Consider the following 6,198-nt stretch of genomic DNA (forward strand, 5'->3'; position numbering starts at 1 on the left):
CCTTGGTACAGGTCTTTTGAAAAAACGATGGTCCCGCACATGGGCAGAAGCGCCTCCCGGATGAATTTGCGCATCAGCCGCCGACTGCCCAAAGGGCAGGGTACTGGCGCAGAGCACTCTTTGCTATGGAGCGTATAACAAAGAACGCAGCTTTCTCCTAAAATCTTAGGATGAATAGCTGCGATCCGCGGTACCACCTAATTTGCTCCCATGATGGGATCCCTTTCAAAGCTCCAACAAGCCCGTGTGAGATAACGATCACAACTCGTCGCACTTACTAGCGGAGATCCGCGTTCGGAATGCAGCTGCAGAGTCTTCTTCCCGCGGACTCTTTGTACGGGCTTCCCACTGCCCCCGCTCACTGAACCGGAATTTCCACGATCCTTTTCTCCATCAATGCCTTCTGATGGTTGGATTTGGCCTCGATCTCGAAAGCGATGGTAGCAGTGTATCACCGCCAGCAGCGCACTGTCAACGTCAAAACCCACAAAATCGGCATTCCATTTCCGGCAGCCTTCCCGGCTCCTCCGCTCCGGGACAGCCGAAGGGGTTCCGCCTGAAAAGCGTTCCGGCGCCCCTCCCGCCGCAGGCACGGCGGGCAGGGCGCCCGGACGGTATGAAACGGTCAGAGACTGATCTCCGGGACTTCCCGGCTGGCGCCGGAGAGCAGGGGCCTCACCTGGGCCAGGAAGGCGTCCACCTGCTCCGGACAGCGGCCGATGTACAGCTTCGGGTCCAGCACGGCCTCCATCTCCGCCTCGGTCATGCCGAAGGCAGGCTCCGCCGCCAGGCGGGAGAGCAGGTCGCAGGGCTCCCCCTCCTTCATCCGGGCGGTGGCGGCCATGGAGCAGGTGCGGATGATCTCGTGGAGCGCCTGCCGGTCGCCGCCCCGCTTGACGCCCTCCATCATCAGGTTCTCCGTAGCAATGAAGGGCAGGTACTCCCGGCAGGTCCGGTCCACGATCTTCTCGTTGACGTGGAGCCCGTCGGTGACGTTCTGACTGAGACGCAGGATGGCGTCGGCGCAGAGGAAGCCCTCCGGCATGGAGATGCGGCGGTTGGCGGAGTCGTCCAGGGTCCGCTCCAGCCACTGGACGGAGGCGGTCATGGGGGCGTTCATAGCGTCTGCCATCAGGTAGCGGCTGAGAGAGCAGATCCGCTCGGACCGCATGGGATTGCGCTTGTAGGCCATGGCGGAGGAGCCGATCTGGTTCTTCTCAAAGGGCTCCTCCACCTGCCGGTCGTGCTGGAGAAGGCGGATGTCGTTGGCCATGCGGTAGCAGCTCTGGGCAATGGCGGAGAGGCAGTTCAGGATGCGGCTGTCCGCCTTTCTGGGATAGGTCTGGCCACAGACGGCATAACACTGCTCAAAGCCGAATTCTGCGGCGATCTGCCGGTTCATCTCGTCAATCTTGGCGCCGTCTCCATCGAACAGGTCCATAAAGCTGGCCTCTGTGCCGGTGGTGCCCCGGCAGCCCAGAAACTTCATGTGGTCCAGGACGAAGTCCAGCTCCTCCAGGTCGGAGAGCAGGTCCTGCATCCAGAGGGTGGCCCGCTTGCCCACCGTCACCAGCTGGGCGGGCTGATAGTGGGTATAGCCCAGGGTGGGGGTGGCCTTGTATTGCTCTGCAAATTTACTGAGGTTCGCCACCACAGCCAGCAGCTCTCCCCGGAGATACCGCAGGCCCTCCCGGTAGATGATGAGATCCGCGTTGTCGGTGACATAGCAGCTGGTGGCCCCCAGGTGGATGATCCCCGCGGCGGAGGGGGCCGCCTTGCCGTAGGTGTAGACGTGGGCCATCACGTCGTGGCGGACCTCCTTCTCCCGCGCCGAAGCCGTCTCATAGTCGATGTCGGTGATGTGGGCCTCCAGCTCCGCCACCTGCTCCGCCGTGATGGGGAGGCCCAGGTTGTGCTCCGCCCGGGCCAGGGCCACCCACAGCCGCCTCCAGGTCTGGAAACGCGTGTCCGGAGAAAACAGACACAGCATAAAATCAGAGGCGTACCGGGACGCCAGAGGGGATTCGTAACGATCTTTGGGCATAAGTGGGCCACCTTTCTTTTGTTTCAAAGTTTAGGAGGCACCGCAACGGGTGCCTCCAGAGGGTGCAGTCTGTTTCGCCGGAGGCGAAGCATTATGAAGTGGGAAGCGTGTTAAAGACTGTGAGCAGCCAGAGACAAAAATCCAGGCTGAACAGGGCCAACAGGAAACACTCGACACCCGCGGAACGATCCTTCGATGCTTTTGAAATGATCCGGTAAAGGAGAAACGGCCAGCAGAGGGCACCTGCCAACGCGATCCACCCGAATACGGCAAACAGCATCGGATTTCCTCCTCACCGAATGATGATGGAATCTCTTTCCGGTCCCACAGACACATAGGTGATATGGCAGCCGATCTCCCGCTCCACGTATTCCACATAGTTCCGGGCCGCCTCCGGCAGGTTCTCCCACTTCCGGACGCCGGAGATGTCGCACTTCCAGCCGGGCATGGCAGTCATGACGGGCTTGGCGTCCGGCAGCACGGCGGGGAAGGGGAACGCGTCGGTCTCCTGCCCGTTCAGCTCATATCGGGCGCAGATGGGGATCTCATCCATGTAGCTGAGCACATCCAGCTTGGTCAGGGCGATGTCCGTGGCTCCCTGGCACTGGATGCCATAGCGGGTGGCCACGATGTCGATGGGACCCACCCGGCGGGGCCGGCCGGTCTTGGCGCCGTACTCACCGCCGGCCTCCCGCAGCTTCTCCGCCTCTTCACCGAACCACTCGCAGGTGAAGGGGCCCTCTCCCACGCAGGAGGAGTATGCCTTCACCACACCGATGATCTTGTCCAGCTTGGCGGTGGGCAGGCCGGAGCCCACAGGGGCATACGCCGCAATGGGGTTGGAGGAGGTGGTGTAGGGGTAAATGCCGTAGTCCAGATCTCGCAGGGAGCCCAGCTGGGCCTCAAACAGGATGTGCTTGCCCTCGGCCTGGGCCTGGCGCAGGAAGGCGCCGGTGTCGCAGATGAAGGGCTTGATCTTCTCGCCGAACTCCGCTACCCATGCCTTCAGGTCATCCATGGTGTAGGTCTTGGCGCCGTAGACCCGCTCCAGCGTCAGGTTCTTCCACTCCAGAATGCCCGCCAGATGGTCCCAGAGCTTTTCCGGGTACAGCAGCTCGCCGGCCATGATGGTCTTCTTCTGGTACTTGTCCGAATAGAACGGGGCGATGCCCTGCTTGGTGGAGCCGTACTTCTTGTCCGCCAGGCGGGCCTCCTCCAGGGAGTCCAGGTCCCGGTGCCAGGGCAGCAGCAGGGACGCCCGGTCGCTGATTTTCAGGTTCTCCGGCGTGATGGCCACGCCCTGGTCCATGACGTCGGACATCTCGGTCCACAGGCTCTCGCAATCCAGAGCCACGCCGTTGCCCAGGATGTTCACCACACCCTTGCGGAAGATGCCGGAGGGCAGCAGGTGCAGGGCAAACTTGCCGAACTCGTTCACCACGGTATGGCCGGCGTTGCCGCCGCCCTGATAGCGGACCACCACGTCGTAGTCCGCGGTCACCAGGTCTACCATGCGGCCCTTGCCCTCGTCTCCCCAGTTGATTCCCACGATGGCACAATTTGACATATCCAAAAACCTCCCGGTTTTGATTTACAGACACTCCGGTCAGGTCGACCTTTTCTCCAAAGATGCCCAACCTTAGTTATTATATCGGCTGATTTTCCATAAGTAAAGCCTGAACTTGTAATAATAAGCATTATTTTTTCTGATAAGGTCGACCTTTCAATTCTGGAAATGCCTCATCCCTGGGGAGCGGCGGGGATCCCCACATAGGCCACAGTCTCGTTGGGCTGAATCAGTTGCCCGCCGGAGGCGAAAGTGTCGAACAGCGCCTCCAGCGCCGCCCGAAAGGCTTCGTAATCCGCGTCTCCCTCCCGCAGGGCATAGGAGCTGGAAAAGCACCGCCGGAGGAATCGGTCCCGGTCCAGCGTCAGGGGATTGGGGAACCGCCGCTTTTCATACGCCCCGCCGAAAAAATCCCGGATGCGGGGGTCGTCCTCCCCCATCCCGCCGGTGAATCCGTGAAAGCTCGGGCAGTGCTCCCGAAAGACCTGGGCCAAGGCCTGGTTCATCGGTGCAGACCCGCGGACGTTCCAGACGAGAACGGCCCGCCCGCCGGGACGCAGGATCCGGCGGCACTCCCGCGCAAAGGCAGGACCGTCGAACCAGTGGAAGGCCTGGGCCGCTGCGACCATGTCCACGGACCGGTCCGGCAGCCCGGTATCATGGTCCGTTCCATTTGAGGAGGAGAACCGGGGATCGCCGCCCAGAAGCGCCTCCGCCGCCCCCCGCATATCCGGATTCGGCTCCACGCCGCAGACGCGGAAGCCCGCTGCCAGCAGCTGGGCGGAGAGCTTGCCGGTGCCGGATCCGATGTCCGCCGCTGTATAGCGCTCCGGCGGCGCGTACAGCTCTCCCAGCCAGTCCAGGAATTCCTGGGCATAAGAAGGTCTGGCGGCCTGATAGTCCTGGTGCCGGCCATTGAAGCGGTCAAAGGTGTTGCGCATCTGGATCCCCTCCCTGCAAATTCTCCGCTGATTGTACCATGGGAGCTGGCCGCCTGCAAGATGCAGGGCGCAGCGGAAAAGCCTTGGTTCTCCACTTCCAAAACGGGACAGGGTGTGGTATACTATCACCGGATTTTGAACAACCAGAGAGAAAAGGGGAAGATCGTATGCCGGCCATCGGTTTTGACAATCAGAAGTACCTCACCACCCAGTCCGAGCAGATCAAAAAGCGCATCGCCCAGTTCGGCGGCAAGCTGTATCTGGAGTTCGGCGGCAAGCTGTTCGACGACTACCACGCCTCCCGGGTGCTGCCGGGATTCGAGCCGGACAGCAAGATCCGGATGCTCCAGCAGCTGCAGGACGACGTGGAGATCCTCATTGCCATTAACGCCGCAGACATCGAGAAAAACAAGGTCCGGGGGGACCTGGGCATCACCTATGACGACGACGTGCTGCGGCTGATCGACATCTTCCGGGGCATGGGCTTCTATGTGGGCGGCGTGGTGATGAGCCGGTACAGCGGCCAGGGGGCGGCGGACGCCTTTTTGAAGCGGTTGACCACCCTGGGCATCCGGTGCTACCGCCACTATCCCATCGCGGGCTACCCCTCCGACGTGCAGCACATTGTCAGCGACGAGGGCCTTGGAAAGAATGAGTATGTGGAGACCACGCACCCGCTGGTGGTGGTGACGGCGCCGGGCCCCGGCAGCGGCAAGATGGCCACCTGCCTCTCCCAGCTCTACCACGACTACAAGCGGGGCATCGCTGCGGGCTACGCCAAGTTCGAGACCTTCCCCATCTGGAACCTGCCCCTCAAGCATCCGGTGAATCTGGCCTACGAGGCGGCCACGGCGGATCTGAACGACGTGAACATGATTGACCCCTTCCATCTGGAGGCCTATGGCAAGACTGCCGTCAACTACAACCGGGATGTGGAGATCTTCCCGGTGCTGAACGCCATCTTTGAGAAGATCCAGGGCACGTCCCCCTACCAGTCCCCCACGGACATGGGAGTGAACATGGTTGGCAACTGTATCTGTGACGACGCGGTGTGCTGCGCCGCCAGCCGCATGGAGATCCTGCGGCGCTACTACACCGCCTGCGTGGAGCGGCTGCGGGGCAAAGCCGGGGACGAGCCGGTGCGGAAGCTGGAGCTGGTGATGCAACAGGCGAGCGTCACACCGGACATCTGCCCGGCGGTGTCCGCTGCCCTGCTGAAGGCGGAGACCACCGGCGGCCCTGCCGGCGCCATGGTGCTGCCAGACGGCCGGGTGGTCACCGGCAAGACCTCCGACACCCTGGGGGCGGCCTCCGCCCTGCTGCTGAACGCGCTGAAGGCCGTGGGCGGCATCGGTGACCAGTTCGAGCTGATCTCCGCCCAGGTGCTGGAGCCGGTGTGCCGGCTGAAGACCCAGTACCTGGGCCACAAGAACCCCCGGCTCCACACGGATGAAGTGCTGATGGCGCTCACCATCTCCGCCCTGACCAACCCCCTGGCGGAGCTGGCCCAGCAGCAGCTGCCCAAGCTCCGGGGCTGTGACGCTCACTTCAGCGTGGTGCTCAGCGAGGTGGACGAGAATCTCCTGCGGCGGCTGGGCATCAACGTCAGCTGCGAGGCCCGGTACGAGACGAAGAAGCTCTATCAC

Annotated in this window: 5 protein-coding genes; 1 reads left to right on the top strand and 4 read right to left on the bottom strand. The window is 62.4% G+C overall.

The annotated features are described in order from the left end of the window. Nucleotides 1-625 precede the first annotated feature (625 nt). From purB to QVE23_RS09685, 4 genes are all read right to left on the bottom strand, one after another. Nucleotides 626-2,044, bottom strand: a complete 1,419-nt coding sequence (purB, locus tag QVE23_RS09670; protein WP_287966920.1) for an adenylosuccinate lyase — start codon at nucleotides 2,042-2,044, stop codon at nucleotides 626-628. 91 nt (nucleotides 2,045-2,135) lie between these two features. Next, entirely contained in the window at nucleotides 2,136-2,324 is a 189-nt protein-coding gene (locus tag QVE23_RS09675; RefSeq protein ID WP_021750974.1) for a hypothetical protein, read from the bottom strand. Between the two features lie 12 nt (nucleotides 2,325-2,336). Then, the gene (locus QVE23_RS09680) at nucleotides 2,337-3,611 is read right to left on the bottom strand and encodes an adenylosuccinate synthase (RefSeq protein WP_287968071.1); all 1,275 of its coding nucleotides are present in this window, start codon (nucleotides 3,609-3,611) and stop codon (nucleotides 2,337-2,339) included. A 173-nt stretch (nucleotides 3,612-3,784) separates the two neighbouring features. Beyond that, complete coding sequence (locus QVE23_RS09685) at nucleotides 3,785-4,552, bottom strand: class I SAM-dependent methyltransferase (protein ID WP_119310400.1); 768 nt, start codon at nucleotides 4,550-4,552, stop codon at nucleotides 3,785-3,787. A gap of 167 nt (nucleotides 4,553-4,719) precedes the next feature. Here QVE23_RS09685 and QVE23_RS09690 point away from each other — a divergent pair. Then, a partial coding sequence (locus tag QVE23_RS09690) for a DUF1846 domain-containing protein (RefSeq protein WP_287968074.1) occupies nucleotides 4,720-6,198 on the top strand: 1,479 nt, incomplete at its 3' end.

The organism is Oscillibacter sp. KLE 1728, assembly GCF_934833455.1.
Classification (GTDB): Bacteria; Bacillota; Clostridia; order Oscillospirales; family Oscillospiraceae; genus Oscillibacter; species Oscillibacter welbionis.

Coding starts and splice junctions, on each gene's coding strand:
- purB (WP_287966920.1), bottom strand. CDS start 2,044: ATGCCCAAAGATCGTTACGAATCCCCTCTGGCGTCCCGGTACGCCTCT.
- QVE23_RS09675 (WP_021750974.1), bottom strand. CDS start 2,324: ATGCTGTTTGCCGTATTCGGGTGGATCGCGTTGGCAGGTGCCCTCTGC.
- QVE23_RS09680 (WP_287968071.1), bottom strand. CDS start 3,611: ATGTCAAATTGTGCCATCGTGGGAATCAACTGGGGAGACGAGGGCAAG.
- QVE23_RS09685 (WP_119310400.1), bottom strand. CDS start 4,552: ATGCGCAACACCTTTGACCGCTTCAATGGCCGGCACCAGGACTATCAG.